The 414-nt window shown below is 66.9% G+C and carries 1 protein-coding gene; it reads left to right on the top strand.

The features are described from left to right. Window positions 1-414, top strand: a 414-nt coding sequence (locus C5P05_RS06985; RefSeq protein ID WP_198674600.1) for an NAD(P)(+) transhydrogenase (Re/Si-specific) subunit beta, incomplete at both ends; no start/stop codon positions are given.

The raw sequence follows: 414 nt of genomic DNA, 5'->3' as shown, positions 1-414 counted from the left end.
TCGGCGGCGCCGACATGCCGGTGGTGGTGTCCATGCTCAACAGCTACTCCGGCTGGGCCGCCGCCGGCATTGGCTTCAGCCTGAACAACGCCATGCTGATCGTCGCCGGCTCGCTGGTGGGTAGCTCCGGCGCGATCCTGAGCTACATCATGTGCAAGGCCATGAACCGCTCCTTCTTCAACGTGATCCTGGGCGGCTTCGGCGGCGAGGCCACGACGGCGGTGGCCGGGGCGGCGGTGCAAAGAGCGGTCAAGAGCGGCAGTGCCGACGATGCCGCCTTCGTGCTGGGCAATGCCGAGACCGTGGTCATCGTGCCGGGCTACGGCCTGGCCGTGGCGCGGGCCCAGCACGCGGTGAAGGAACTGGCGCAAAAGCTCACCGACAAGGGCATCACGGTGAAATACGCGATTCACC

Origin of the sequence: Rhodoferax ferrireducens, from assembly GCF_003347515.1 — a bacterium.
Classification (GTDB): Bacteria; Pseudomonadota; Gammaproteobacteria; order Burkholderiales; family Burkholderiaceae_C; genus Rhodoferax.
This window is presented reverse-complemented; position numbering and strand designations above follow the sequence as displayed.